General features: G+C 48.8%; 24 protein-coding genes and 1 pseudogene. 10 read left to right on the top strand and 15 right to left on the bottom strand.

The genetic code is table 11. From position 1 onward, the window contains the following. Positions 1-120: 120 nt before the first annotated feature. The gene (locus L1N85_RS09775; protein ID WP_235237374.1) at positions 121-1,287 is read left to right on the top strand and encodes an iron-containing alcohol dehydrogenase; all 1,167 of its coding nucleotides are present in this window, start codon (positions 121-123) and stop codon (positions 1,285-1,287) included. A gap of 17 nt (positions 1,288-1,304) precedes the next feature. Then, entirely contained in the window at positions 1,305-2,132 is an 828-nt protein-coding gene (locus tag L1N85_RS09770; protein WP_235237373.1) for an aldo/keto reductase, read from the top strand. Between the two features lie 127 nt (positions 2,133-2,259). On the opposite strand, the gene L1N85_RS09765 is transcribed toward L1N85_RS09770, so the two are convergent. Next, positions 2,260-3,252: a metallophosphoesterase family protein gene (locus L1N85_RS09765; protein WP_235237372.1), complete on the bottom strand. Its 993-nt coding sequence runs from the start codon at positions 3,250-3,252 to the stop codon at positions 2,260-2,262. 30 nt (positions 3,253-3,282) lie between these two features. Continuing rightward, a complete protein-coding gene (locus L1N85_RS09760; RefSeq protein WP_235237371.1) occupies positions 3,283-4,443 on the bottom strand; it encodes a sn-glycerol-1-phosphate dehydrogenase in 1,161 nt (386 codons plus the stop codon). A gap of 65 nt (positions 4,444-4,508) precedes the next feature. Between L1N85_RS09760 and L1N85_RS09755 the strand changes: the two genes are divergently transcribed. After that, positions 4,509-5,063 carry a helix-turn-helix domain-containing protein gene (locus L1N85_RS09755; protein ID WP_235237370.1) on the top strand — a complete coding sequence of 185 codons (555 nt, stop codon included), beginning with the start codon at positions 4,509-4,511 and terminating at the stop codon, positions 5,061-5,063. 330 nt (positions 5,064-5,393) lie between these two features. Here the strand turns inward: L1N85_RS09755 and L1N85_RS09750 are convergent, their stop codons facing one another. From L1N85_RS09750 to L1N85_RS09740, 3 genes are all read right to left on the bottom strand, one after another. Next, on the bottom strand, positions 5,394-6,017 hold the full coding sequence (locus tag L1N85_RS09750) for a cyclase family protein (protein ID WP_235237369.1): 624 nt from the start codon (positions 6,015-6,017) through the stop codon (positions 5,394-5,396). 232 nt (positions 6,018-6,249) lie between these two features. Continuing rightward, the gene (locus L1N85_RS09745; RefSeq protein ID WP_235237368.1) at positions 6,250-7,299 is read right to left on the bottom strand and encodes a Gfo/Idh/MocA family protein; all 1,050 of its coding nucleotides are present in this window, start codon (positions 7,297-7,299) and stop codon (positions 6,250-6,252) included. Between the two features lie 30 nt (positions 7,300-7,329). Continuing rightward, positions 7,330-8,217: a sugar phosphate isomerase/epimerase family protein gene (locus L1N85_RS09740; RefSeq protein WP_235237367.1), complete on the bottom strand. Its 888-nt coding sequence runs from the start codon at positions 8,215-8,217 to the stop codon at positions 7,330-7,332. A 125-nt stretch (positions 8,218-8,342) separates the two neighbouring features. Between L1N85_RS09740 and L1N85_RS09735 the strand changes: the two genes are divergently transcribed. Continuing rightward, positions 8,343-9,230 (top strand): helix-turn-helix transcriptional regulator, encoded by an 888-nt coding sequence (locus L1N85_RS09735; protein WP_235237366.1) that lies wholly within the window; start codon positions 8,343-8,345, stop codon positions 9,228-9,230. A gap of 378 nt (positions 9,231-9,608) precedes the next feature. Here the strand turns inward: L1N85_RS09735 and L1N85_RS09730 are convergent, their stop codons facing one another. Then, entirely contained in the window at positions 9,609-11,492 is a 1,884-nt protein-coding gene (locus tag L1N85_RS09730) for a beta-L-arabinofuranosidase domain-containing protein (RefSeq protein ID WP_235237365.1), read from the bottom strand. A gap of 203 nt (positions 11,493-11,695) precedes the next feature. On the opposite strand from L1N85_RS09730, the gene L1N85_RS09725 reads away from it, so the two are divergent. Continuing rightward, complete coding sequence (locus L1N85_RS09725) at positions 11,696-12,553, top strand: helix-turn-helix domain-containing protein (RefSeq protein WP_235237364.1); 858 nt, start codon at positions 11,696-11,698, stop codon at positions 12,551-12,553. A 131-nt stretch (positions 12,554-12,684) separates the two neighbouring features. Here L1N85_RS09725 and L1N85_RS09720 read toward each other — a convergent pair whose 3' ends face one another. From L1N85_RS09720 to L1N85_RS09700, 5 genes are all read right to left on the bottom strand, one after another. Then, positions 12,685-12,861, bottom strand: a complete 177-nt coding sequence (locus L1N85_RS09720; protein ID WP_328285193.1) for an SGNH/GDSL hydrolase family protein — start codon at positions 12,859-12,861, stop codon at positions 12,685-12,687. A 9-nt stretch (positions 12,862-12,870) separates the two neighbouring features. Further along, the gene (locus tag L1N85_RS09715; protein WP_235237363.1) at positions 12,871-13,515 is read right to left on the bottom strand and encodes a GntR family transcriptional regulator; all 645 of its coding nucleotides are present in this window, start codon (positions 13,513-13,515) and stop codon (positions 12,871-12,873) included. 129 nt (positions 13,516-13,644) lie between these two features. Continuing rightward, on the bottom strand, positions 13,645-14,820 hold the full coding sequence (locus L1N85_RS09710; RefSeq protein WP_235237362.1) for an MFS transporter: 1,176 nt from the start codon (positions 14,818-14,820) through the stop codon (positions 13,645-13,647). Between the two features lie 119 nt (positions 14,821-14,939). Further along, a complete protein-coding gene (locus L1N85_RS09705) occupies positions 14,940-15,419 on the bottom strand; it encodes a 2,4'-dihydroxyacetophenone dioxygenase family protein (RefSeq protein ID WP_235237361.1) in 480 nt (159 codons plus the stop codon). Positions 15,420-15,421: 2 nt separating this feature from the next. Beyond that, the gene (locus L1N85_RS09700; protein ID WP_235237360.1) at positions 15,422-16,207 is read right to left on the bottom strand and encodes an SDR family NAD(P)-dependent oxidoreductase; all 786 of its coding nucleotides are present in this window, start codon (positions 16,205-16,207) and stop codon (positions 15,422-15,424) included. 251 nt (positions 16,208-16,458) lie between these two features. Here L1N85_RS09700 and L1N85_RS09695 point away from each other — a divergent pair, with 251 nt between their 5' ends. After that, the gene (locus tag L1N85_RS09695) at positions 16,459-17,364 is read left to right on the top strand and encodes an RraA family protein (RefSeq protein WP_235237359.1); all 906 of its coding nucleotides are present in this window, start codon (positions 16,459-16,461) and stop codon (positions 17,362-17,364) included. Between the two features lie 88 nt (positions 17,365-17,452). Beyond that, on the top strand, positions 17,453-18,415 hold the full coding sequence (locus tag L1N85_RS09690; RefSeq protein WP_235237358.1) for a mannonate dehydratase: 963 nt from the start codon (positions 17,453-17,455) through the stop codon (positions 18,413-18,415). 94 nt (positions 18,416-18,509) lie between these two features. Here the strand turns inward: L1N85_RS09690 and L1N85_RS09685 are convergent. Then, positions 18,510-19,124 (bottom strand): annotated as a pseudogene (locus L1N85_RS09685) (aldo/keto reductase); the annotation flags it as partial. A 300-nt stretch (positions 19,125-19,424) separates the two neighbouring features. Here L1N85_RS09685 and L1N85_RS09680 point away from each other — a divergent pair. The 3 genes from L1N85_RS09680 to L1N85_RS09670 are packed head-to-tail and all read left to right on the top strand — an operon-like array spanning position 19,425 to position 22,437. Continuing rightward, positions 19,425-20,204, top strand: a complete 780-nt coding sequence (locus L1N85_RS09680) for an SDR family NAD(P)-dependent oxidoreductase (protein ID WP_235237357.1) — start codon at positions 19,425-19,427, stop codon at positions 20,202-20,204. 22 nt (positions 20,205-20,226) lie between these two features. Beyond that, positions 20,227-21,012 (top strand): SDR family NAD(P)-dependent oxidoreductase, encoded by a 786-nt coding sequence (locus L1N85_RS09675; protein ID WP_235237356.1) that lies wholly within the window; start codon positions 20,227-20,229, stop codon positions 21,010-21,012. Between the two features lie 36 nt (positions 21,013-21,048). Next, complete coding sequence (locus L1N85_RS09670) at positions 21,049-22,437, top strand: mandelate racemase/muconate lactonizing enzyme family protein (RefSeq protein WP_235237355.1); 1,389 nt, start codon at positions 21,049-21,051, stop codon at positions 22,435-22,437. Positions 22,438-22,756: 319 nt separating this feature from the next. Here L1N85_RS09670 and L1N85_RS09665 read toward each other — a convergent pair whose 3' ends face one another. Genes L1N85_RS09665 through L1N85_RS09655 form a run of 3 tightly spaced genes read right to left on the bottom strand, consistent with a single transcriptional unit; the run spans position 22,757 to position 26,165 of the window. Further along, positions 22,757-24,280, bottom strand: a complete 1,524-nt coding sequence (locus tag L1N85_RS09665; RefSeq protein WP_235237354.1) for an ABC transporter substrate-binding protein — start codon at positions 24,278-24,280, stop codon at positions 22,757-22,759. 39 nt (positions 24,281-24,319) lie between these two features. After that, complete coding sequence (locus tag L1N85_RS09660; protein WP_235237353.1) at positions 24,320-25,261, bottom strand: carbohydrate ABC transporter permease; 942 nt, start codon at positions 25,259-25,261, stop codon at positions 24,320-24,322. Positions 25,262-25,283: 22 nt separating this feature from the next. Next, positions 25,284-26,165: an ABC transporter permease gene (locus L1N85_RS09655; RefSeq protein ID WP_235237463.1), complete on the bottom strand. Its 882-nt coding sequence runs from the start codon at positions 26,163-26,165 to the stop codon at positions 25,284-25,286. Between the last annotated feature and the right edge of the window lie 285 nt (positions 26,166-26,450).

Raw genomic sequence — 26,450 nt, 5'->3', positions numbered from 1 at the left:
TCTTTGTTTTGGATCATCTTGACATGTCAGTCCGTTTTAACTAAAATAAACGACGTATACATAACTAAAAAGATATTTAGTTACTTTTTTAGTTATCTAAATTATCGCAGGAGGTAAAGCATGAACTCATTTCAGTTCGTAAACCCGACTCATATCGTGTTTGGCGAAGGATCCGCCGACCAGGTTGGTCAACTAGCCTCGCAGAACGGCAAAACAATTTTACTCGTTTACGGGTCAGGCAGCATAAAGAAAACGGGCTTGTACGACAAAACGATCTCGCTATTGAATCATGCCGGACTCACCGTTCACGAGCTGCCCAACATTGAGCCTAATCCGCGCCTATCCACTGTAAACAAAGGGATAGACATATGCCGCAAGCAAGGGGTTGACTTCATACTAGCCGTTGGCGGAGGAAGCGTCATCGACGCATCCAAAGCGATTGCCGCCGGCGTCCTCTACGAAGGCGATGTTTGGGATTTCTTCACGGGGAAAGCGGTAATCGGGAAAGCACTTCCGATCGGTACGATACTTACGCTAGCCGCAACGGGGTCCGAAATGAACGGTTCCTCCGTCGTGACGAACTGGGAGGAAAACCTGAAGCGCGCCTTCGGCAGCCCTCATACCTATCCCAAGTTTTCGATTCTCGATCCTACTCTTACTTATACAGTGCCCCGCAATCATACGGTTAATGGCGCAGTCGACATTATGTCTCACGTATTCGAGCAATACTTCAGCTTAACCGAGAACACGCCGCTGCAGGAGCGCTTCTGCGAATCCATCCTGCAGACGGTTATTGAGAATGTTGAGATCGCGCTCGAAAACCCGGAGGATGCAGCCGCTAGAGCCAACCTGATGTGGTGCGGAACGATGGCGCTTAACGGCGGGCTTATTAGCGCCGGCATGGCGAATGATTGGGCTTCGCACGGCATTGAGCATGAAGTGAGTGCTATTTACGATATTCCGCACGGTGCCGGGCTTGCGGTTATTTTCCCGAATTGGATGAAATACGTGCACGAGGAGCGAATCGATCGCTTTGTACAATATGCGACTCGCATATGGGGCGTAAATCCGGAAGGCAAATCGGACAAAGACATTGCTCTTGAAGGCATTCAAGCGACACGGGATTTCTTCACGCGAATCGGTGCCGAGTCCCGTCTAGCCGACTTCGAGATCGGAAGCGACAAGCTGGACCGTATGGCTGAGGAAGCCGTTCGGTACGGAGCTATCGGTTCGTTCAAGCGTTTAGAGAAACAGGATGTTAAAGCCATTTTAGAATTATCACTTTAACGGGAGGTTATTAATAAATGACGAATGCGCGGACAGAATCCACCACATTAAGCAACGGAGTGCAAATGCCTTGGCTCGGTCTGGGCGTATGGAAAGTGAAGGATGACGGTGAAGCGGAGAGAACGGTTGCCGCTGCTATTGAAGCCGGCTATAGAAGCATTGATACAGCCGCAGCGTACAACAACGAGGAAGGCGTAGGCGCGGGCATCCGGAACAGCGGTATCGCCCGCGATGACATTTTCGTGACTACGAAAATTTGGAATGCGAATCAAGGCTATGAATCCTCGCTGGCCGCATTCGAGGAAAGCAGACGGAAGCTGGGTGTCGACGTCGTCGATTTGCTTCTTATTCACTGGCCTGTCAAAGGTAAATATACGGACACATGGCGCGCACTCGAAAAGCTGTACAAAGACGGCTACGTACGGGCCATCGGCGTAAGCAACTTCCAAATTCATCATTTGCAGGACATAATCCAAGCAGGAGAGTTCGTGCCGATGGTCAATCAGGTGGAATACCATCCGCTGCTCACGCAGCAGGAGCTTCATGCATTCACCAAGAGCAGCCGAATCCAGCTAATGGCATGGAGTCCGCTTATGCAAGGCAACCTTGACCATAGCCTGCTCGCAGAAATTGGTGCCAAATATGGCAAATCTCCGGCTCAAGTCGTGCTTCGCTGGGATTTGCAGAACGAGGTCGTTACGATTCCAAAATCGACTAATCCTCTTCGTTTAAAGGAAAACGCGGATATCTTCGACTTCGCGTTAACGCCGGAAGAAGTCGCGCAAATCAGTGCTCTTAACCGCAATCAGCGCTTCGGGCCGGATCCGGACAACTTTAATTTTTAGGATATCCAAAAAAGCGGAGCTGGCGGGGATGCACCGCTCGATTCTTATCGAGCGGTGCATCCCTACCCTGCCGTATCGCCGGGCTTCACATGGTTGCCGGTTCATACTGAGTCTCATCCTTGGGGTACTAATCCGAGCGAGCCGCAGGACCGGATCCTTCGGGCAGATGCTCCGGTTGCTCGTGAACCACTGTCCCGTCATTCTGGCGGATCCACGAATCGAACTGACGCTCCCCCTCTTTCAATCGAATGACTCTCGCCCCCGTCGGCAGCAGGTCGTTGCGCACACCGTCTACGAAGCTTACATATCTCGTCGAACGTCCGTAGCAAAGACGGATACCATGAAGCGTTCCCCAAAAATCGTTGCCATGGTCGTGACCGACAAACGTCCCCATTACATCGCCCATCTCCACCATTGCCGCAAACATACCCGAATTAATCACAGGAGAGGAACAGCAGGAATCATGGCGATGTCCGTAGCAGATGTGAAAATCCCATACGTCATTGTACTCCGGTACCGGAATATGGAAGAAGGCGAGTGCCGGCAGCGGCTGGTCACCATTTCCCTTTGTCAGCTCTCGCGACGCTCCGACGTACCATTCGATTTGATTTCTGCGAATCCAATCATAACCGCCGACCCGATGCCCGATCGGGGAGTAATCGCCGCTATCCAAAAAATAAAGAGCGGCTGCCGCGTTATTGTGTTTGTCCGCCACGGTCAATAAAAAGTTCCCTGCTCCGTTAACGCCCTCCGGATCCGGTTTTGCCACGCAATATTCATGTTGCAGTTGCAGCTCATGCATCGTCTTTCTCGGCACTTCGCCTTCCGAGTCGTGATTGCCGAATACGGCCGCCCATGGAATACGGCTTTGTTCTGCCGCAGCTACCGCATGACGGAACGAATGAATCGGATCTCTCGCCCGGTTGCTCGCGATCACGTCGCCGGCAAACACAATGAGATCGGGATTTTCCGCTTCAATGATCCGTTCCATAAGCGCTCTCGTCTCCGCGTCATACTTCGGTGTTTCCGGGTCGTAATCAAATTCATCGAGAAATTCCACATCGGAAAATTGCACGATGACGAACGTACCGTCGTCACGAAATTTCAATTGCCTGTTCATTGTCGGCATCCCCTTGTTCTTCAGGTTGGCTTAGCGATTCATATGAGCACGAAGCAGCGTGAAGCGGTTCGGCCTCACATGATGAGCTTCTTGCAGGCTCCGCATCAGAAGCTCCGCATCTACGCCTAATTGCTCTGTCGTGGAAGGCCCGCCGACCTGGCGGAGCCACTCGCGAATTTGCTTTTCGCTCGGAAGCGACGCAATCGTTTCGCGCACCTTCTCCGGATTAGCCGCAAACGCAAGGCCTTCTGCCTCATCGGCAAGCCGATGATAGAGCTTGGAAATTTCCGCGCAGGCTACTCCGACCTTGGCGCCGTGCAGCAGCTGTCTTTTGCCGAGACGAATATATTCCATCTCCCAAAAATGCGATAAGTGATGCTCCGAGCCAGATGCCGAATGGGATTGACCGAACAGCAGCATGGCCAGGCCCGACTCTATTAACGCCTCTATTAATATACGGATGCCCTCCGGATCTCGATCCGCAATCAGCTCAACATGCTCGATGCATTTGTTTAACGCGATTCGCGTTATTTCCGCGACCTCTTCCGAATAGGGCTCCCCGCCCTCTGCGGCACCAAAGCTCCAATCCAGCAAGGAGGTAAATTTGCCGAGCATGTCGCCGAAGCCTGCAGCTACCATTCTAGCCGGCGCAGCTGCAAGCACATCCAAATCTGCAAAAATAGCATCCGGCCCAATAGCCGCGATCGTCTTCTTCTCTCCGCGAATAATAATAGGCGCGCCTTTAGAATTAAAGCCGTCAACGGATGGCGCGGTCGGAACGGATACAAACGGGATGCGTGCCGTATAGGCTGCGTATCTGGAAATATCATGAATCGTGCCCGAGCCGGCAGCAATTACGACCTCTGCATCCCGCAGCTGAATATCAAGCAGCAGCTGTACGATCGACGCTTCGTCCGCAATGACATCGCCCTGACGATCCGGCTTGATAAGCGTCACTTGCGCGGAGATGCCAAGCGCTGCGAACTCTTCCTCTAACGTTTTGCCTGCTATATCGTACGTAATGGCATCCGCAGCAACGATTACTCTCTTATAGCCTTTCTTCTTCAAATATGGTGAAACCTTATGTATCGCACCCGCCTCAATGATAAGGGGATCAATTTCAATCGATTTTAGCGTCTCATCATCAAATCCTACAGCCAGCTCCTTAACTCTATCTACCAATGCCGTCACAAGCAACGCCTCTTTTCGTTTACGTATTTGTTTTATTTTGCTCTTCTTGGGCGCAGCTTGTCAACTTGGGCAAAAAAGAACATGCGTTATTCAAGAAAGCGTTCACAGAAAGTAAGCTGGATCAGGATATCATTCGGGCTGTTTCCAGCTATCTGAAAGGGGCTATCAACTTTACCTTAAATACCGGCTCGAGCCCGAAGGAGTGGATGGAGGCTTTACTTAGCCACGGAGAGAAACTATTGACGGAGAGCACTAGCGAAGACCGCCTGCAAGGAGATTGGATTCAACAAGTGATCCGTTATGTGAATGAAAATTATATGAATGATATCGGTATAGGCCAAATTGCCAGTGAATTTCGTGTTACTCCGAATTATTTTAGTTCGCTTTTTCATAAAAAACACGGCATCACCTTTGTGAAATTTCTAACGGAAACCCGGATGTTGAACGCTAAAGAACTACTCCTTAAAAATCCGACGATTAAAGTCCAGCAAGTCGCTGAGAATGTGGGCTATTTCGGCTCACGCCATTTCACGAAATTGTTCGTAGAATATTTCGATTGCTATCCATCCAAGCTGAATAAAAAAAATGATTGGATCCACATTTCGACAACAGGACAATGAAAGTGATGTTTCATAAATAATTGTAAAAAGCGGTGAACACTTCGCAGGAGGAAACACCCCACGGATCTGAAATAGAGCTAAAAACTAGCTCTATTTCCTCCAAGCTAACCAAAATTGCAAATTTAGAGCTAGAAATTAGCTTTATTGTGCACCCTCCGGCATCAAACATAGCTCAAACACAGCACGGATCTGAAATAGAGCTAAAAACAAGCTCTATTTCCTCCAAACTAACCATAATTGCAATTTTAGGGCTAGAAATTAGCTCTATTGTGCATCGCCGGTCCTTCAACAGGCTCACCCAAAACTGCGGAATAACGAAGCTATTTTCCCCTAGAGCGTAACAAGGACCCGCGCGATGACGCGGGCAATCGAAGAATCCGCTCTTATATGGAGAGGCAGCGCTATGATTTCAAACGCGCCTGCGTCCAGCAATTTGTTTACATGGGTTAAGTTTTCGATGATGAGAATCTGGTTTTGAAACAAACATTTATGGATTTCATAAGGAGCCTTATCCGGCGACGGGGAATCCAAACCGATCATTTTCACACGTTTCCTTACGAGCAGCTCTGCGAAACGCTTTGTCAATACAGGATAGTCCGTAAAATATTCCGGCTGTCCGAACAGCTCGCTATGACCGGTATACACAATGACGATCTGTCCCTCTTGAATGAGCTGTTCATACTCTTCTTTATAATCGATCGTTTTCTCTTTGTATACGTTAAGCAGGCAGCCATCTCCAATAAATTGATCCGGAGGAATATCGCTTAGATATCGCTGCACGTCTATTAGATGCATAGGCCCGTCAATATGCGTGCCAGCATGCATATTAATGCTTAATTGATGATTGTTATAATAATCCTTGCGAATATGTCTGGATTGTTTCAGGTTGGTCTCTTCGTCGCCCGGAAACACCGGCATCCCGTCCTGTATAACATGGGATAGATCAATAATCATAAACTTGTCTCTCCTATTCTGGCTGCTGCTAGATCCCACGACGCCTTGAACTGATGGACAGCGGCTTTCCTGACTCCAAATACGAATCATGGAGATAAGTATCGCCACCCAACAATTGGATATTTCCACTATAGCGCGCCGGGTGAGGCGGGTTTTGGCCGGGTCTGTTCGAATGGACTGGCCTTCGGTCATCTTCGATGACTTCGGGCCAGCCCCTTCTCTTTCAACAAACTTACCTCGAAGCTCCTTGCATAAAATCGGCAATCAGCACCTTCTTGCCGGTCTTCGCGCTCTCAAGCGCGGCAAGCACCATCGCCATACTGTAAATATTGTCGCTGCAATCCGTTTCCGGCTTGCGGCCATCCTCCAGCGCGTCGAACATGTCATCGAGACAGCCATGGTGGAACGTGCTTTTCATTTCGACCGATTGGACCTCGATCCGTTCGTATTCACGTATAAATTTGCCGGTTTGGTCGCCTGCCGCGACGATTTCCGCATACGGCTCTCCATGTCCGTCCCATATAGCTGTGCCGCGTTCTCCTGTCACGCGCCACGCTGCTTCCCATGAGGTAGGCGCGCCTTCAGCGCACCATGAGCCGCGATAGTTAAATACGGAGCCATCGGACATTTCATAGATGCAAATCGCCATCGCATTTCCGGCATACCATGAGCCCGGCGGATTGGATTCATGACAATAAACGGATACCGGGTTCGCTCCGGCGATAAACCTGGCCTGATCGAACGTATGAATAGCCATGTCGAGCAGCAGCGGACTTTCCATCGCATCGCGGAAGCCGCCGAAATGCGCGCCAAGGAAGAAGTCGGCGCCGACAAAACCCGGCTTGCCGATCGTACCATCCGCAATTAAATTCCGGTACGCTCTAATACGGGGATCGAACCGGCGATTTTGCATGACGGCATGCGTCTGGCCCGTGCTTTCCGACAGCCTTACGATATCGTTGCAATCGCTCATCGACTCCGCTAAAGGCTTCTCACCGAATACGTGGCAGCCTAACGCCAAAGCGGTCGTGCCGATCGTGTAATGGCTGGCTGGAATCGTAACGTCAAACACCATGTTCGCGCCAGTCGCTTCAATCGCTTCCTTAATATCCGTGAAGGTAGGACAAGTGAGCTCCTTGCGCTCTGCCATCGCCCTGGCGAACTCCTCTTTAATATCGACCAGTCCGACGATTTCCGTGTCGGCTCTGCCCTTGGCGTAATCCACCCATGTATTCGCCATGCCGCCGCAGCCCGCGACGACCACTCGATGCTTCATTGTCATTTTGCTCAAACCTCGCTCTCGATTCGATTGTCAGACTGGATTAGGAACATAATCGCCGCCGCGGCAGCGCTTCAAATAATTCAAGGCATGCACCTGTCCGGTCATCTCCAGCTCGCCCTTGTAGACAGGATCATGCCACCCCTCGATGTCGATCGTACCTTGATAGCCATTCTGTCTCAAAATCGTAATAATATCCGACCAGTTGCTATCGCCAAAGCCTGGCGTCCGGTGCCAGACGAAAGGCTTCGGTCCATGTACGCCATGCTCCTTCACGATATCCCAAGCAATTGTCGCATCCTTGCCGTGTACATGAAAAACTTTGCCCGCCCATTTGCGAAGTTGCGGAATCGGATCGATTAGGCTTACCATTTGATGGCACGGCTCCCACTCCAAGCCGATATTGTCCTCAGGAACGGCGTTGAACATCAGCTCCCAGGCGTTCGGATTATGCGCGATGTTCCAGTCACCCGTTGCCCACGTACCGCCCATATCACAGTTTTCAAAAGCGATCCGAACGCCGCGGTCTGCCGCTCTCCGCGTCAGCTCGCCGAACACGTCCTTAAACTTAGGGATCGATTCATCGATCGGTTGACCCGTCAGCCGTCCCGTGAAACCGGATACAATATCGGCACCAAAAAGATGAGCGTGGTCGATTAGACGCTCCCAGCTTGCCAACGTATCCGCATTATCGCCTGCACCCGTTAACGGATTTCCGAACACACTGATTGCCGGAACAACAAAATCATGTTCCTCCGCCAGAGCCCGAACGCGTTTTGCCATTTCTGCCAAATTCGTATTTCCAGTCGTTTGCCAAAATGTGAGGTTAAACGATTCAAAGCCATGCTGCACGATTTGCGGAATGACGTTGTCCGCGTTTCCCCCGCCTACAAGCGTACCGATTCTTAATTTGTTTTCCATCCTTGTATATCACTCCAATTTTGGCTTATAGTTAAAGCAACAACTCCATTATAACGAGGAGTAACGCATATTACTCTACACAATCTTGTGCAATACTAGTCTAATCTTGTGGTGGTGTTTAGAGGATGACCTATCCAAGGGAGCTTTGGGAGAATACTCGTCTGGAGCACAAAACCTATCCGATTCAGCTGTTTCAAAATCGTTGTCAAGCGATGAAGCCTAATGATTGCATGCTCTATTTGCATTGGCATGAGCATTTTGAAATTATCGTTATGCGGCAAGGGAGCGCTCTCTTTCACATCGACAGTCGACCTTATGTCGTCAATGCAGGGGATGTCGTTATTATACCAGGCGGAAGTCTCCATGTCGGATACGCGCTGCGTTACGAAGATATTCATTATGATTGTATCGTCTTTAACGCGTCGCTATTTAACGAGTGGGTGCATGATCCCGTTCATGCGCAGTTTGTCGCGCCTTATTTGGAGGGGCGCTTACATTTTCCCGTCAAGCCGTCTGAGCAAGACGACGCGGCCCTCAGCCTTTATCCCTTACTCGATGAAGTCGTAGCCGAGCTCGTCGCGAAGCCGCCTGCTTATCAGCTGATCGTTAAATCCAAGCTGCATTCGTTCTTCACCTTAATGTCGCGCACCTTTATGCCTGGCCAACTCGCAGATAGGCCTTCAGAGTCATATTCCGCCAACCGTGATCGGTTTAAGCAGCTTATTCAATTAGTAGAAACAAATTTTTCCGAAAAAATAACGATTGAACAAGCAGCGAAGCAGGTCAGCTTAAACCCCTATCATTTCTGCAAGCTGTTCAAAAAACTGACCGGACGGACATTTGTCGAATACGTTAATGTTACGAGGATGAACGAGGCCGAAAGACTGCTGCGCGAGAGCAATGACACCATTACCGAGATCTCCGCCAAGGTCGGCTGTGACAATCCGAACTATTTTACGAAACTGTATAAGCAATACAAGGGCTTGACCCCTTCCGGGGCACGTAAAAAATAGAGGCTGAATTTGAGGCTGATAGCGGTTTGAATGCAGATTGGAATCTATCATAGCGGCCATAATATATTGACGCCGCAGTTTAAATACATCTCATGTTTCGGTTAAATAGCAGTAAAATCAAGGATTCTGATTTCATCAATATCCAAATTATACAGCAACCATGCGGATTTCTCGATGTTTTCCCAACCATTACGCTTCTTCCAGAACAAGCAGATAAAAATCCTTGTCAGCCCTTGTGGCTCTAGGGATCTCAGTGATCTCGAGGTCGTAAGTGGTTGGGAAAATAAGAGCATATCTCATTAAGAGAAGATAGGACAAGCTAATAATTTCTCTATTCATTCACATCTATATGACGAATGAAACGAGGCTCCTTATCAATTATTTACGTATTGATTTCCTGGACCCAAGCAGAGGAAACTCCCCAATACGAAGCTTCGCGCTGCCGTATGGAACAAGCTCAAGCTCGAGCACCGGCTGGCCTTCCGTATCCGGGTTTAGCGGCGGCGTGCCGGCGTTATTGCCTTCCATCCGCCAATCGCGAACGAGCTTTCCTTTCACTCTCAGCCTAACTGGCGCGGCAGATGCATCAAACGGCTGATAGGCAATTTCCTCATCGCTAACCACTGCCTCAAACGCCGTATCGGCAAGCAATCCGTACTTCCACGGCGATGCCGGATAAATCTCCCAGTCGTGGAACAGCTCCCGTTCCTTAAGCAGCTGCCAGTTTTCCGCAATCGGCAAGGCGTATACGATCGGACCGCGTTCAACGCTGACGGCATACAAGTTGCGAGAAACGATGCGTACCTTCATCGGGAGCTTCAGCAACAGCTTGTCTCCGCTTTGCCATTCGCGATCGACCTTCGCGTAACCCTTAACCGGTTTCAGCGGAACCGATTCGCCGTTTACGGTTAAGCTGGCGGAATCGCACCATTCCGGCACTCGCAGCAATATCGCAAAGGCCGCCGCGCTGTCAAGCTTCAGGTCTATTGTCACTTCCTCTCGGAAGGGATACTCCCCACCAACTCGAATCCGGGCCTGAACACCGCCGGCTACCATAGCTTGTACTGTACATGGCGCATACGATACAGCTGCCAGCCCGCCAGTTCCATCCGTCATCCATAGATGTGAAGCCAGCTTCGGCCAGCCTTGATGCATGTTCGCCGTACAGCAGCCGAAGTGCGGCTCGAGACCGAATAAATTCGCTTCAGGGCCGTTGCTCCAACTTCTCGGAGCCACGTTGCAAACGATTTGGTTAACCTGTTGATCATATTGATGTGAAGTCCAGTCCTTGGATATGGCAGCAGGAAGAGCGTTAAACGCCACCTTTTCCAAAATATCGCCAAAACGCCCTTCGCCAAAAATACGCGTAAGCTGCTCCATCGAATACATATACTCAACTACCGCACAAAGCTCGACGCCTTGGCTCGGGTGTGTGCCGGCCAGCCATTCGTCTCCGGAGAACATGCCGTGCGCTTGGCCATGGTACGTCATTAAGCTGTCGATACCGCGTTGAACGGCATCCCGCTGCACGGCATCACCATGCATTTCATACAGAATCCCAGGTGTCTTAATCCCCATAGCAACGTTAACGACATGCGTTCGCCAATCCCACTGCTCCACCTTGCGCCAGAATGGAAAGTCATGGAATATATCCGTCCAATCCAGCGATTGACCAGCCACAATGTCCGCCAGCTCGAGAAGCTCGTTATCCTCTGTTCTCTTGTATAGCCACAAAATACATAACAGCATCTCAGAGCCGCGCGATTCCGCCCAGCCTTTAAGCGGCTGCTCCTCGATCGTTTCGCGTACATAACCAAGAAACTTGGTCAAAAACGGAACAATTCGCTCATCGCCCGTTGCTTCCTCATACTGCATCATGACCTTCAGCATAATCATAAAATGCCACCAGTCATGCTGCTTATCTACCTCGCTATTAACCGTTTCAATTCGCGCGGGACCAAAAAAACCATTCTCCCGCTGACTTGAGAGCGACCATTCCACCCATCTGTTCGCTTTCGCGATAAGGCGTTCATCTCCGAGAATGTAGGCCAACGGCAGCAGACCGTCCACATAGTAGGGCCCCCGTTCCCAGCTCTCGCCATTCCCGCCGATCCAGCCGTTATTCGGACCTGCGTCCGCCCAATTCTCCTCCAAATGTCCAGTCAATCCATCCGCTTGAATGCGAAGCTGATTGTATAGCCAGCCCTCAGCCTTAATGCTGCCAAGCGGCAGCGCACCAAATACATCATGTAATTTTTTCATGGTTTAATTTTCACTCCTTAATTAGAATCAGAATGCTATCGATCTACAAACCGAATATATCACGACAAGCAGGGTCATTAGGATAGCCTATTTCAACACGTTTTTATCCAATCACAACATCAAAGTAAAACCAATAACTTTACCTCATACACCGAAATAGCTTATGATTCATTCATAATGAATCTATGAGGAGAGAGGAAGAAATGTTCCAATTCATTTGCCCGCCGATGCCGCATTATATTAATGGCGGCGAAGATACATACCCGATTGGCGGCAAGCATGTCGACCGTTCGAATATCGGTGTGTTCGACCTCATTGTCGTTACGCGCGGCTGCTTATTTATGGAGGAAGCAGGCGCGGCCATCGATATCCCTGCCGATCATTACGCTATTCTGCGCCCCGACCAGACACATCGGACAACAAAAGCCTGTACCGAGGAGACCCATTTTTATTGGCTTCATTTCCAAACGGTCGGCGAATGGAGCGCAGCGGAAGAAAGACTGCCCTTAACGCTTTCGCAGCAAGGACAGCCTTATGCTCCAATCGATTATTTCCCGTTCTGCCTGCCTAAACACGGGCAGCTTCAATCTCCTCATGCCATTAATTCAAAAATGCGCGAGCTGCTGCAGTTGCGCGGGCAGCCTTCCGCCCATTCAAGATGGACGGAGCAGCAGCTATTTCAGGCTCTGTTCCTTAAGCTCCAAGAGGAAAGCGGCTCCGCTGCTGACAGCCCGCAATTGCAAATCGCTGAAGAGGCTGCTCTGTTCCTCCGACGGCATTATCGCGACCCGCTCAGCTACAAGCAGATGGCGGAGGAGCTTCATTTTCACCCAAACTATATTGCGATTTGCATGAAAAAGACGTTCGGCTGCACTCCGCTCGATTATTTGACAAGGCATCGAATCGAGCAGGCGAAGCGGCTGCTTATCCATACGAATGATCCCATCGGCAAAATAGCCGAGGAGACGGGCTTCGGATCATTCCCCTATTTCGTCCGCTGCTTCAGCAAGCATACGGGCACGAAGCCGAAAGCTTTTCGTATGCAGTACCGTTCAAAATGAACGCTTTAAAATTTGGTTGAATTTTCCGAAATTACACTATAATGATTTGAAATTGATTGTTTTTAGGGGGAGTTCGCAGGCAGCATTTTCTAAAATGGGACCAGTATGAGGATATTAGCTATTATGCGGTCTTAAGAGAAGAATACAATCGTTAAAGTAACTTGTGTAAACAAGCTGTCCAGCGGCACATATGAAGCATCGTATTCGCGTGCCAAGCGGCGCACGATCTGGATTTTCGGATCCAGATCCTCGTGCAACGCGTGACGATCTTCATTTACTGGCAGCGCAAACGGCTCAATCCACATCAACTTGTAACTTTAACCCGTATAATCTTTATAAAATTGAAACCCTTCAACACCCATGGTTGCGGCTTCCTCTACGTTTCCGGATTTAATCACTTCCAGCAGCTTGCTGTGACCTGCCACGATATCATCGTTGGGAACATGCTGGTTCGTAATGCTTATAAACCTCATGATTTTCGTGCGGATATTTTTCCAGATCTCGACGAACAAATGATTATTGCACCGTTCATAAAAAAAACCGTGGAATCTCATATCGAGCTCGACCAGTTGAAAAGCATCTTTCTCTTTGATTGCCTCTCGCATTCCTTGCACGGTATGTTCCAAATATTCGAAATCGCCGGCGTGCATTACTTTCATGGCTTCCCGGATGGCATGTCCCTCGACAAGGGTCCTAAATTCATAGACATCCTTGATTTCTTTGGACGTAATTTCGGAAACAACCGACCCCTTGTTCGTTTTCCCGACGATCAACCCTTCCTGCTTAAGTCTCTCGAGAGCCTCTCTCACAGGCGCCTGGCTGATTTCGAATTTATTCGCGATTTCCAGGACGAGCAGCCGGTGCCCGGGGGGAAACTCGCCCTCTAGGATCGCTTTTTTTAATTTGATATATACCTGTTCACTTAAGGAAACCGTTTGAATTAAAACATTCTGCTTATTCAATGTTGGATCACCTCTAAAACTACGGATTATCGATTCTCTTTAATCGATATATCAATCATATCTGAAGGGAAGTCGAGTCGTCTATTGTTTATTAGATTCGCGAAAAAAAGAAATTTGAATATCCACTCCCTATATATTCGCTTGTTTCCCTGCAGTCTTTAAGATCGTCCCGCTGCTCTTTCGCCGGTTCGCCATATAAGTAGCCGCAATAGCGATCGCTCCGATGAATGAGAGGATACTGCCTGCGCCGTAAGCGGTATTCGGTCCGAAATGATCAATGGCGTAGCCTCCTGCTACGCTTCCGATTATTCCGCCCAAACCGCCGAAGGTAACGGCAAATGCAGCCTGACCGGTTGCGCGAAGCTCGGCGGGAACGATATTTAACAAGTATTGAATGGAAGCAACAAAGAACAACGGAAACGTCAAACTGTGAAACAATTGGGATACTATTAAAACAGCAGGGCTATCCGCTTGACTGTATATGGCCCAACGAACCGTATAAATTAAAGCGGCAATCAACAAAATGCCGAGCTCATTCCATTTTTTCAACACTTTCCCTACAAAAAACAGGGCCGGAACGGTGCTTAAAGACCCAACCAGCCAAGCCAAACCGAGCTCAGTCTCCGATGCTTCCATCTGAATCAGATAGATCGCCAGCATACTATCGTTCATCCGATGCGGTATCGCGATCAGAAGAACAAGTAACAGAAACCATAGAAGCTTGGGCTTGGCCAGCACTTTTCCAAGCGCTGACACATTAACTGGCGCTGATGCAGCTTTCGTATCCCTCACCAACAACGTAGCCGCGATTGCAATGCACAGACTCACTGCATAAATAAACCAAAGGGAATCGATTCCGACGCGACCCACAATGACTCCGAGCAGGAGAGCGGAAATTCCGACTCCCACTTCTCCCCAAAGGCGAATTCTTCCATAATCTTTGTTATTCTCACGCGCATAAGAGATACATAACGTTTCAGCCAGAGGACCGGCGGCACTATTAAAATAACTGAACGCGGCAAAAAAGATCAAGATCAGAACGAATGTGCCGGCCGAGAACAGTCCTATGCTCAGCAATAGACTTGAGATGAGCAATAGCTGCAGCACATGTTTGATTGTCTTTCTTTTATCGCTGACATACCCCCAGAACGGCTGTCCAAATATGGATGCGAGAGCCCCCCACGCGAGGATGCTGCCGATTTGTCCTGAATCGAAACCCTTGCCTTGAAGATATACAGGCAGAAAGAAACCTATTATGCTGAAAGTGGAAAACAATAAGAAAATAAATGCCGTTATACGAACCATCGTGGTGCCTCCTTGGCCAACTGGTGATGCACATCTTGTAGGGCAAACGCAAAAGCCACCGTGGAGGCGGCTTTTGCGTTTGAGAGAAATATATTACAAAACTTAGGCCTTGGGATCTGCTAGAATTTCAAATCGATCACCGGAAGTTGGTTTACTTCGCAATATTCAACGTACCGTTTGAGCTTGGTAAACACGTCGTCCTGATACATGATGTTATCCTCATCATCCAAATACTGAACGGTACCTTCCAATAGGAACAATGTAATCATCTCCTCTTCCCCGTCAACGACAAGCGTATGGATATCGCCCGGCGGCTCGTAGACAAACGTGCCTGCTTTCGCCACCCAATCCCTTTCCAAATACCTCCAAGTTCCCTGAATCGTATAAGCAAGCACTTGACCACCGCTGTGTCGGTGCCTGTTGACGATCCCGCCCGGCTTTACCTTCAGCAAATTAACCCAACTTCCCCGGGCAAGATCAAATCTCAGCGGTTTAAACCACACCCGATCCGTCTGCGGCACCCAGGGAATATGGTCCAAATCGATCGCCTGATCGCTCAACTGCACCATTTTGGTATAATCATATAAAGCATCAGCCACGATTATTCATCTCCTTTCACTGTTCTCATAGATGCCGGCGGGAACAGGGACGGATCTCCTGCGAGAAGTCCTCCATCAACCGGCATCACGATTCCCGTAATAAAGCTCGCATCGGGTGAAACCAAAAAATCTACGGCAGCCGCAATCTCCTCGGGCTTCCCAAATCGACGGAAAGGCGTTCGGGATAAGATCCGCTCGCGGAAAACCGGATCTAGAGTCGCTCCCGCAGACAGCGGGGTCTCAATATATCCCGGACTGACGGCATTGACGCGAATATTATATTTCGCCCATTCCACGGCCAGACATTTTGTAACCTGTACGATTCCGCCTTTCGACGCCGCATAAGAAAGCAGATTCTCACTGCCGTAATGTGCAAGCATGGACCCGAAATTGACAATGGAGCCGCCGCCTGAGCGAGCCATATAGGGTTGAACTGCCTGGCACATATATACCGTACCCAGCAGATTGATATCAAGTACCGATTTAAGTTCATCTTCCGGAATGTCGGCTGCCGGAGAACGACGAATGATCCCTGCGGCATTCACCAAAATATCGATCCGCCCCAACCGGTCGATAACCTGTTCGACGGCCCTTATCGTGTTGTCTTTCTTCGTTACATCGGCACGAATATAATGCCATGATTCGGAACGTTCCGTTTCCGCAGGCATGCCTTCCGTATTCTCGGAGACGTCTACGACGACTACAGAATGCCCGTTGCCGAATAATCTCAGGGCGACCGCCCTGCCCAGTCCGGATGCTCCCCCTGTGACGACTGCAACTTTATTCAAACTTATTCCCTCCTAATGTAAGATTGGTGACGATTGTATATCTTTAAATTACTAATCTCCAACGTATAATCATAGGCTACATTTTTATGATTTTGTTCGATTTTTTTTGGAGGCGCTTCGGGTTTGAAAAAAATCAAACAATATCATAAATTTACGGCATCGCAACCAACCGGACGAGATTAGTATATTAATAATGAAAAAGTCGCCGCAAGCAGCGGGAAACTTTTATAAAACAAAAAAGAGGTGTTCATATGAAATTTGACAATCCAGAAGACATTATCCAGTTGACCCCGCTTTGGCAAGGCGAAAGGTTTCCGAACGGCCGTCCCAAAGTATCAGAAAATATTCTTGAACGGTTGCGGAAAATCACGGTGGAAGAAGCATGGGGGCCTCTTTGGAACAAAGGTTATACTTATCAATTTGAAGGCGATTTCAAAATCGTTCACCCCGACAAGGTGATGGTCGGCCGCGCCGTCACTGCCGTAATGGTGCCTAAACGTCCGGACCTGCACGAAACGCTGCTCAATTATGGACATGAGCAGGAAAACAGAAAAGGCTTCTTTAATCAATGGGTCATCGACTCTCTGCAAGAAGATGATCTTGTCGTCGTTGACATGTTCGATAAAATTTTCCAAGGAACTTATGTAGGCGGAAACCTGTCGACCGCCATCTCCACTCGCACGAAAAGAGGCGGAGCGGTGATCTGGGGCGGAATTCGTGATAATCAGCAAATTGCAGAGATCGAGAACATCAACGTGTTCTACCGCGGAAGCGATCCGACGGGCATTGCGGACGTGACGATGGTTGGGATGAACGTTCCGACGCGGATCGGCAGGGCAGTCTGTCTTCCGGGAGACATTGTATACGCTTCGCCGGCCGGAGTCATCTTTATCCCTCCTCACCTTGCTGAGCTTACCGTCGTTCAAGCGGAGAAGTCCCAAGTACGTGACGTTTTCGGCTTTGTCCGGTTGAAGGAAGGCGTTTATTCGACCGCACAAATCGACGCCGGATGGAAGATGCCGCTTTGGCAGGATTTCCTGGATTGGTTTAAAAGCGACGAAGAAGCAGCCCCGTACCGCCACCTTACATGGGACCAGGAACTCGAAGAAGCGAGCAAATTGGAAGAAAACGGACCGTCGAGCGACGTTCGTCTATAAGAAGCAAAATAAAAAAGAACCGGCATGCCGGTTCTTTCCCTTTCCCAGAAGAATCAGGTGAAGAAACGATAAATAGGAGGGGTATTAATTGAAATTAGCAGAAGCGTTAGGAACCCATGAAACACGATTGTGGACACTTTGTAAGCAGATGGGTATTAATTATGCTGTTACAGGATTACCTAAAGCGGAAAATGGCTTTACGCCTTGGGATTATGTAAATCTATTGCATATGAAACAAAGATTTGAGAATTTCGGTTTTAAAGCAGAAGTTATCGAAGCCAGACCGCCAGCTAATAAAATTAAGTTAGGTTTGCCGGGACGGGATGAAGAAATAGCAGTGATTCAAGAACTTATTCGGAATATGGGCGAACTGGGAATTCCGGTATGGTGCTATGATTATATGGCTGAATTTAACTGGTTCCGCACATCAACTAGTACGCGAACGCGCGGGGGTGCTTTAGTATCCAGCTATGACCATTCCCTAATGAAAAATGCGCCATTCACGGAGAATGCACCGGTTAGTGAAGATCAGCTGTGGGAAAACCTGGTGTACTATTTAAAAGCGATCGTACCGGTGGCAGAAAAAGCAAAGGTCAAATTAGCGCTGCATCCCGATGATCCGCCAATCTCACCGATCCGCGGCGTATCCCGCATCATTACGAGCGCCGACGCGCTGCAGCGCGTTATCGATTTGGTGCCAAGCGAGTATAGCGGCGTTACCTTGTGCCAAGGAACCCTGGCAGCGGCCGGAGATGATATTCCCGCCACGATTCGCAGGTTTGCTAAACAAGATAAATTGTTTTTTGTTCATTTTAGGGATGTACGGGGAACTGCAGAAAAGTTCGAGGAAACCTTCCATGATGATGGAAAAACGGATATGTTCGAAGTGATGAAAACATACGCAGAGGTAGGTTATGACGGTCCTGCCCGACCGGACCATGTTCCTACAATGGCCGGCGAAGATAATGGGAACCCTGGATATGAAGTGCTTGGGCGTCTGTTCGGTGTCGGTTATATTAAAGGTCTAATGGAAGCCGCTTATAAGAAATAATCCAATCGACGATCACTCTCGCCTTCCGTCCGCCGGGTTAACCCGGCGGACGGAATAATGGCGACAGCTGCTGTCCATTACTTTCGATGTCGGTTTACTCTGCCGAGCTGTTGATATTGGGACTCGAATTGACAAGAAAACGGTAATCCCGATTCAACCCGTTAATCCGGTTCATATCGTCGTCCGATAGCCCGAAGTCGAATATGGCGGCATTCTCGACAATGCGCCGCCCGCGAACCGACTTGGGAATCGTGACGACTTCGTTTTGCAAATTCCAACGCAGCACGATTTGCGCCGGCGTCTTCGCATATTTTTGGGCGAGTTCCTGCAGCAACGGCAAATCCAGATGGCCTTGCATCAGCGGACTGTACGCTTCCAACTGAATGTGTTGTTCTCTGCAGTAACTATGAAGTTTGTTTCGGGTCAACAGCGGATGGTATTCGACCTGGTTGACGGTCGGGACTTCGCCGGAGTCTTCGATGATCCTCTCCAGATGATCCACGGTGAAGTTGCTCACGCCGATCGCCCGTACCCTCCCTTCGCGGTAAATCTTAACCAACGCACGCCAGGCATCGATGTATTTTCCTTCTAAAGGCCAATGAACCAGATAAAGATCGACATAGTCCAGATTCAGGCATTCCAGACTTTCCTCAAAAGCCTTCAGGACCGAATCGTATCCCTCGTTCTGGCGATGATTCGCAACCTTTGTCAGCCATTGTGAAGCACGGAACAACTTCCGATATCAGTAATCATTTCTCTTTCTCCTTTCTATTTTACATAACTTGAACTCAAAATTACCATAAGCGCTTTTATAAGAGTAGGAGATAAAATTATACTCATAGGGGGCATTTTTATGATCTTCTCCGATTCCCTTGAAACTTTTTTCAGGAGAATGAATCGTTGAAAAAAAACAAACAAAATCATAATTTTACGGCATCGAACACAAGGCGTGAAATTCGTAAGATTAGTGTGTAATTAAATAAGCCTATACGAAACGTTGGGGGGATCTATGAAATTACAAAACAAAATCGTCTTTATTACGGATGCAGACAGCGGTTCCGGAAAAGCGATTGTCAACCGTTTGGCTGCGGAAGGCGCTCATTTTATTTTGAACAGCACTTCAGGCGGTGAAGACATCGAATCGAATCTTCAACTGCTGAAAGCCTTTGGATCCAAGGTCGTCGTCACAAACATTAACCTATGCAAGAGCTCCGATCTGGAGGCGATGCTGGAGGAAACGGCTCGGCAGCTCGGCACCATTGACATTTTCGTACACAACAACAATGTCGTAAAACCGGCCAGCGTAGAAACATGCGAAGAGCAGTTGTTCCTGGAAATCATCAATGCCAACGCAAAGTCCGCCTTTATATGCACACGTGCTATTGGGAAACAAATGTCAGCGATGCAATCGGGGAAAGTCATTTACGTGAGTTCCATTCATGCCGAAAAACCGACGGGTTCCTCCTTTGCCTATAGCGCATCCAAGGGAGCAGTTAAGATGCTCTGCCGTGAAGCGGCACTTGTATTGGGACGGGACGGCATCAACGTGAATGTCATTGAGTTGGGGCCTGTAGAGGGAGATCAAGAGTTTTTTCAAAGCGATATCTCCACTCTCTATGATTCCTACCAATATAAAGTTCCGAACGCCAACCTAGGCAGTCATGACGATTTGGCACATCTTGTCCTATATTTGTCCACCGACGAAGCCCGTTACGTTAACGGAGCGGATATCCGGATGGACGGCGGGTTCCTCATGCACTATATGGATTTCAAAATGAAACGGCCATAGTTCAGGGGGAAGGAGGATTTCAATGAGTCTAGCAGGAAAAGTTGCACTGGTTACAGGAGCAGGTACCGGTATTGGCAAAGGAGTAGCCATAGCGCTGGCGCAACGCGGCGCGAAAGTTGCGATCTCTTACAATTCCAGTGACGCCGGCGCGAAAGATACACAAGAGAAAATTGATGAAATCGGCGGAGAATCGGTCATCGTAAGGGCTAACGTAGCCTATAAGAATGAAATTGATACCATGGTGAAACAGGTCGCCGAACATTTCGGAAGTATCGATATTCTCGTCAACAACGCCGCCCTTCAGTTAAATTTCAATTTCTACGACCATGATGAAGACACCTTTGACCGATTGATGAATATCAACTTGAAGGGATACTGGCAGTGTATCCAAGCCGTAGTTCCCTATATGAAACCTAAGGGCTCCGGAAGAATCATCAATATTTCTTCAGTTCACGGAAAGCGGCCGACCGATTTTGACACCGTCTATTCCATGACTAAAGGCGGTATCAAAATGCTGGCAAGAGAAAGCGCTATCGAATTGGCCAAGTACGGCATAACCGTCAATACCATTGAGCCTGGCGCCGTAAATGTAGGACAACAAGGCACTAAGGAAACAAAGCCGATCGTCCCCGCGGAAGTAGCCGAGAAGATGAAGAAGGAAGCTCGTGATATTAGGAAGAAATTTCCGATGGGCCGTAACGGGCTCCCATCGGATGTAGGCAGCTTGGTTTGCTATATCGCATCCGATGAGAGCGAATTTATGACAGGCTCTTCCATTCGTATAGACGGCGCAAGCATGTTGTTATAATTTGAAAAATAAATGATCACAAAGGAGCCCAAACGAATGTCACAACAAACATTTGAAAGCACGTTAACTCATGTCAATACGAATTCGAAACCTTCCGAGTTGAGAATTACCGACATCCGGTTCGCCGACATTTCTGGCGCCCCTATGCACTGTTCCTTGATCAAAGTGTACACAAATCAAGGTTTGGTCGGTTTTGGGGAAGTGCGCGACGGCGCTGATAAAATGTATGCGCAGATGCTCAAACCCCGCCTTCTGGGTGAAAATCCTTGCAATGTCGATAAGCTGTTCCGCCGGATTAAGCAGTTTGGGGGCCATGCACGCCAAGGCGGCGGCGTTAGCGGAATTGAAATCGCATTGTGGGATTTGGCAGGTAAAGCCTACGGCGTCCCAATCTATCAAATGCTGGGCGGCAAGTTCCGTGATAAAATCCGCATGTACTGCGATACCGATGTGGATGGAAAAGATTCAGGCATAGCGATGGGCCATGCGTTGAAGAAGCGGATGGATCAAGGCTTTACATTCCTTAAAATGGACCTCGGCATCGGCCAACTTCTCGATGAACCGGGCACGCTCAGCGCACCGCTCGGGTTTCTGGAATCGTCGCGTGAAGCGTCCAGAGCTTACTGGAACTCACGCGGCAACGAGAATGTTTCGGCTGAGGAATTGCGCAGTTTACGCAACCGCGCTTACGACTTCCAGAACATTGCGCATCCATTCACCGGTGTCCATGTAACGGAAAAAGGTTTAGATATACTCGAGCAATACGTGGCCGATGTCCGTTCCGTGATCGGCTACGAAGTTCCGCTCTGTATTGACCATTTCGGTCATATCGGCATCGAAGACTGCATCAAGCTCGGCCGCCGTATCGATAAGTTCAACCTTGCCTGGATGGAAGACATGATTCCATGGCAGTACACGGATCAATACGTGCGATTGGCCAACTCGGTGTCCACTCCGGTCTGTACGGGCGAAGACATTTATTTGAAAGAAAATTTCAAAGCGCTTCTCGAGTCCGGCGGCGTTTCCATCATTCACCCGGACGTATTGACGACTGGCGGCATTCTGGAAACGAAAAAAATCGGTGATATGGCTCAAGAATACGGCGTTGCCATGGCCATCCATATGGCGGAGAGCCCGATCGCTTGCTTGGCGGCCGTTCACGTTGCGGCAGCAACGGAAAACTTCCTTGCGCTCGAGTTCCACTCCGTGGAAGTTCCGTGGTGGGATGATATCATCATTGCTCCGAAGCTTCCGAAGCCGCTCTTGCAAAACGGTTTCATCCATGTTCCAGACGCACCGGGCCTCGGAATCGAAGAGCTCAACGACGAGGTTATCGCAGAACACTTGCATCCGCAAGTTCCAGGCATGTGGGAATCCACCGATGAATGGAACAACTATGTGGGCAACGACCGTCTCTGGAGTTAATAAAGCAGGACCGCCAGTTTATTCTGGCGGTCCTTTTATTGTGCGCCCGGCATCGGCCATCCATCTATAGGTAGTTATTAACTTATACCCATTGGCCCCTTGTAGAACCGAAGCGTAATCCTCCGTATTTATCGAGAAGGATTACCGTAGCGAGATCTTTTTTGTACCGTTCCGAAATAATTAGAGTTTGCATGGAATAATTGGAGTTTACAATGCGGGGAGATGTTTTTTCAGGCTAACTGAATAATCCTATGGAACAAGGGGTAACCCCTTAGCAGTTTTACCGCTAGTTGGTTACCCCTCTTCTGTTTGCAAAAGCTTATTTTTTCTCCAAAAACGCGTTAAATTGCTTTTGTTTCTCGGCGATGACTTTATCCAAACCTGCGGCTTTCAGCGCATTGTTATATTCAGGCAACATTTTGTCAATGTCGACGGATCCGGTCTCAATCGCTCTCTGATATTGACGGATCACGTTCGCCATCGCGCCGACTTCCGCTTTCACAGGCTCGCTGTCGAATACGAAGCCCAGAGCCGGAGAAGGCTTGGCACCCTCATTAAACTCAAGGAACTTATTCCACTTTTCCGGATCCTCCGTATCCCATACATAATTCAGGAATTGATTGCCGAACATCCAAGCCGAACCCGGGTTATAGTCTTTCGTCTTCTCGGTTGCGGAGATCGTTTCCCCATTCCGTGTGTGGTGAACGCCTTCAATGCCGAAATTCAGCATATTGTTCATTTCTTTGTCCGTATGCAGCAGGTTAATGAACATCATCACGCGTTCCGGATCCTTAGATGTCGAAGAAATACCGAGCATCGAACCGGTCGTTTCCGACGTGGCGACCGTTTTTTCCGTCATGATGATTTGCGCCAATTTTCCATTCAGATTAGCAGCACTCGCAACCTCGGCATCTTTACCCGGCTTGAGCGGCTCAACCTGGGAGAATACATTGCCGGCCTTCCAAGCGTCCGCGCCGGACAATTGCGTCGTTGCCGCATCACTGTTGATATATCCTTTGAGGAAGTAATCGCGGGCAATCTTTAAGTAATCGATGTAACGCTTCATCTCGTGTACCGGCATGACGGTCGTATCGTTTTGATCTTTCAGGATGGTGCCTGGAACCGTGCCGTCACCCAGGGAATCATAGTTGCCTAATTGACCGTTGAATACTCCGCCGCTTGCCCAGAGCGGAATAATATCCGGGCGTTTCTCTTTCAACACTTTATAGATGGCGTCAAGATCTTCGGGCGTTTTGACGGTGCTCATATCAAGCCCGAGTTCTTCTGCGATATCTTTCCGGTAAATGATTCCGCCGGCAAACGCCAGCTCTTTATTCGTCGGCACTCCGTAGTTTTTCCCGTTGATTTTGGCTCCTTCCAGGAATACCGGGTCAAGAGATGACAGGATGCCTTGTCCATTTTTTGTGAGCAGGTCTCCGAGCTCAATGAACGCTCCTTTTGCCACGTTCTTGGCGTGACCGTTCCATTGTGCGGTGAAGATGATGTCAACCGGCTCGCGTGAAGCGATCATCAGGTTGATTTTATCATCCCAGGCGCCCCATTCGATCGGTTGCAGGTCGACAGTCGCGTTAATTTTGGCGGTTAACAGCTTGTTTAAAGCTTCTTCCACCAATTTCTCGTCCTTTTGCGGTGAACCCGGGTACACGAGCTTTATCTGGTAAGGCTTCAGCTTGCTTGCCGTACTGTCTGCCGGTTCCTGCTCATTGTCGGCCGTAGTCGAACCTAAGTTCTCACCTCCGTTGGCGCCGGAGCATGCCGATAATAGCAGTCCAAGGACCATCATCAGAATGATAGCAATGGATCTTCTTTGCAATTGATGCATAAATGAATGACCTCCCTTAAAAGAATAGTTATATGCCAATCACCCTTTAACGGCACCGACAGTTAATCCTTTAATGAAATATTTCTGAAAGAACGGATAAGCGAAAATAATCGGACCGATTCCGACAGTAACCATCGCCATACGGACCGTCTCGCTCGGGAACGTTACATGCCCGCCTGCAGCGTTAATGGCAGCCGCAGCCGTACTGTTGTTAGCCAGGTAGGATATATTCTGCATGGTCTTATACATCAAATATTGGATCGAGACGTTCTCATCACCGCTAATAAAGACCAAACTCAAAAACCAGTCATTCCAATATGTAAGAGTCTGGAACAATGCGACGGTGGCTAATACCGGTAACGAAAGCGGAAGAACGATTTGAAAGAAAATCCGGAGTTCACCCGCTCCGTCGATTTTGGCCGATTCCAAAACGGCCGCCGGAATCGTGGTTTGGAAAAACGTACGAATAATCAAAACGAAGAAAGCAGATATAAGGAGGGGCAAGATGAGCGCTACAATCGTGTCTTTGAGACCAAGCATTTGGACATAAACCAAATACCACGGAACAAGCCCGCCTGAGAATAGCATGGTAAAGAATACAAAGAAAGTGAAGAACTTGGCGTGAGGGAAATCGTTCCTTGATATCGGATATGCGAAAAGCGCCATAATGATCAAGCTGAGCAGCGTACCGACAACGGTGACGAACATCGATATCCCGTAGGACCTGGCGATCTGATTAAAGTCCTCGAAGAGGAACCGGTACGCCGTCAAATCGAAATGAGCCGGAATAAACTTATACCCTTCGCGAAGGACGTCCTCTTCATTGGAAAACGACACCATCATAATCAAGAGCAGCGGAATGATGCATAGAAGCGAATAGCAAATAAAGAAAACATGGATTCCCATAGCAGCCGCTAACGGCAGCCGGTTTTTCGGATTCGATCCGGACGGCAAATGATCGGCAACTGCTTCCACCGGCATCCCTCCTTAAGCAATGTGTTCACTAAAATAAAGCGTTCTCACGATTTAATCGGCGGACTATCCAGTTTGAAAAGAATACCAGCGAGAACCCGACGACCGATTGCAGCAGCCCTGCCGCGGAAGACAATCCGATGTCGCCAACCGTCAGGAATGTACGATAAACATACGTATCGATAACGTTGGTCACCGGGAACAATACCCCGGACTCTCTCGGGACCTGAAAGAACAATCCGAAATCGGCGTTGAAGATACGTCCGATCTGCAGCAGCGTCATGATCGTAATGACAGGCATGATGAGCGGAATGGTAATGCTGATCATTTGCTGCCATTTGCTGGCGCCGTCAATCGTGGCGGCTTCGTAATATTCATCGTCGATCCCGATGATGGCCGCCATATAGATAACCATAAAGTAGCCCATCCCTTTCCATGTGTTTACAATCGGCAGGATATAGGGCCACACTTCTTTCGTGAAGTACCACTGGAGCGGTTCCATGCCGAGCGCAGGCAGCACCGTTGAGTTCATATAGCCGTGTTCATCGCTCAAAAAACCGAACACGAGATAGCTGATGACGACCATCGATAGAAAATACGGCAGGAACATCACCGTTTGGTGGAACTTGGCTAGAAAGCGGTTTTTCATTTCATTCAGCATGATGGCGAAAGCAAGCGGGAAAAGCAAATTCAAAACGATGAAAAATGAATTATAAAGCAAAGTATTCCGGGTAATTATCCAGGCGTCCGACGTCTTGAACAAATATTCGAAGTTGTTCAGTCCCACCCACGGACTTCCCAGAATCCCGTCCGTGTAATTAATGTTCTTGAATGCAATAAGGATACCGAACATCGGAATATAATTGTTCAGCAGCAGCAGCAGCATACCGGGGAGCATCATGATGTAAAACATCCAATATTTCTGTATGGTACTAAGTAATGCGAACCTAAGCACTCTCGATTGCCGGATATTCTTGGTTTTTATAACCGCGTTCGACATATCGTACGCCATCCTATTCCTCCCACTATAAAGTAATGTTTTCTCCTGTTTTCTCGCTCTTTCTTAGATTTTCAACTTTGACAGTTTGAGAGTACTGGTAGAGAATGTAGTCCGTAGCCCAATTTCCTGTAAGAGCGTGTGCGGGAACAGAGCTTAGGATCGTTGTCTCCAAAACTGTGGATAATTGCATATAATCGC

Source organism: Paenibacillus alkaliterrae (assembly GCF_021532375.1).
Classification (GTDB): domain Bacteria; phylum Bacillota; class Bacilli; order Paenibacillales; family Paenibacillaceae; genus Pristimantibacillus; species Pristimantibacillus alkaliterrae.
This window is presented reverse-complemented; position numbering and strand designations above follow the sequence as displayed.